This window comes from Streptomyces sp. NPDC054956 (genome assembly GCF_053609185.1).
Genome location: NZ_JBSGXB010000607.1, coordinates 1 through 1761, shown reverse-complemented (window position 1 = coordinate 1761; position 1761 = coordinate 1). Strand labels below are relative to the sequence as shown.

General features: G+C 74.6%; 2 protein-coding genes. Both read right to left on the bottom strand.

Going from position 1 to position 1761, the window contains the following annotated elements; all coding sequences use genetic code 11:
- Positions 1–70: 70 nt before the first annotated feature.
- Positions 71–538, bottom strand: a complete 468-nt coding sequence (locus ACWGDE_RS38710; RefSeq protein WP_453393778.1) for a MarR family transcriptional regulator — start codon at positions 536–538, stop codon at positions 71–73.
- A 60-nt stretch (positions 539–598) separates the two neighbouring features.
- A partial coding sequence (locus tag ACWGDE_RS38705; protein ID WP_453393777.1) for an SgcJ/EcaC family oxidoreductase occupies positions 599–1761 on the bottom strand: 1163 nt, incomplete at its 5' end.

Below are 1761 nucleotides of genomic sequence, written 5' to 3'. Positions count from 1 at the left end.
ATAAGAGACAGGCCGCGTCCTGTGCCGCCCGTTCGCCGAAGGCGGGGCGTGCGAGGCCCGTCGGCCCGCCTCAGGGAGTCGTGCCGCCCGCGTTGCGGATCAGCCGGCCGAGGACCTTCAGCGCGGCGACGTAGTCCGCGTCGTCGATGCCCTCGTGGAGGGCGGCACGGATCGCGGGCGCGTTGCGGGAGAGGTCCACCCGGGCCCGCTCACCCTCCTCCGTCAGCCACAGCCGGTCCTCGGCGTCCCGCCTCAGCCAGCCGCGTTCCTCGAGCACCGCGGATTCCGCCGCCAGGTCGTCCTCGGGCCGGATGTACGAGCTCATCGACTCCCGCAGCCCGGCCACGGTCATTCCCTCGCCGTCGGGCGAGATGTCGTGCACCGACAGGTTGCGCAGCAGCCAGTACTGGGGCTGGGTGTAGCCCTGTTCGAGCTGCCGGGCCCGGGTGTACGCGATCAGTGCCTCGTAGGCGACACCGGTCCAGTACGCGGCGGGCTGGCCGGCGAGTTCCTCGTCGGACATCTGCTGGGTCGTCATGGAACGTTCCCTCCCTGCCCCTTCGGGCGAAGTGCCTGTACCGCGAGCCGTGCGGGGCGGTCAGCCGGCCACGACGGTGTTCTGGGCGGCGCCGACGCGCCAGGTGCCGTCCTCCTTGACCAGGATGTAGAAGGGGCGCCCCTCGGCCAGGTCGGTGATCCGGGTGCCGTCGAGGTGGACGGGCTGCTGGCGGACGTTGACCGCGGCGACGTCGGGCCGCAGGAACAGCACGCGTTCGACGTCGTAGACGGCGGTGGACTCGGCCGCCGCACCGGGGAGCACCTTCCGGGTGAAGGTCTCGATCTCCTCGAAGCCCGAGAGCCGCCTGCCGTGGCCGGTGGTCCACACCGGGTCCTGACGGCTGAAGAGGCTCAGGAACCGGTCGGGCAGCTCGTTCTGCTGGGCGTACTCGACCTCGGCGACCAGGTGCCGGATCGCGGCGACCTCGGCATCGGTCCCGGGGCCGTCCGGGGCGCCGAACACCTCGACCGGCCGGTACGAGCCGGACACCAGCTCGGCCACGGCGCCCGGCCGGGCCGGCCGCCAGCCGAGGGCGGTACGGGCGGCGGCGCCGCTGACGCTCTGGTCGAGGGCGAGCGCGTCCGCGAAGAGCGGGCCGAACTCCTCGGCACCCTGTTCCACGGACACGGCGTGCGGGGCGGCGAGCACTCCGGCCGCGCGTCCGGCGGCCCGGGCGAGGTCGCGTACCGGGACGGCCGGCTCACCGACGCCGTGCCAGACGGTGCCCGCCTCGGCCCGCTCGACGGCGGCCACGAACAGCTCGGCCAGGTCGTCCACGTGAACGGTCGGCCAGCGCACGCCCTCCTCGCCGAAGTACTCGGGCCGGCCCTGCCGACGGGCCCGGTCGGCCAGCAGGGCGGGTATGCCGCCGCCGCGCCCGTACACGATGCCGGGGCGGACGACGACCGCGCGCACGCCCTCGGCGGCCTCGGCCAGCACCCGCTGCTCGATCCGCGGGCGGTAGCCGACGAGGTCGATCGGGTTGACCGGAGCGTCCTCGCCCACCTCCTGTGCCTCCCCGGTGGCGCCGAGCACCCAGACGCCGCTGGTGTAGACGAAGGGGCGGCCGGTGCCGCGCAGGGGAGCGGCGAGCGCCTCGATGACGGCGGTGTCGACGTCGGCGTCGCCGCTCGGGGGCGCCAGGTGGATCACGGCCTCGATCTCCGGGGTGACCGCACCGGCCAGCGAGGCCGGGTCGGCGG

Coding starts and splice junctions, on each gene's coding strand:
- ACWGDE_RS38710 (WP_453393778.1), bottom strand. CDS start 538: ATGACGACCCAGCAGATGTCCGACGAGGAACTCGCCGGCCAGCCCGCC.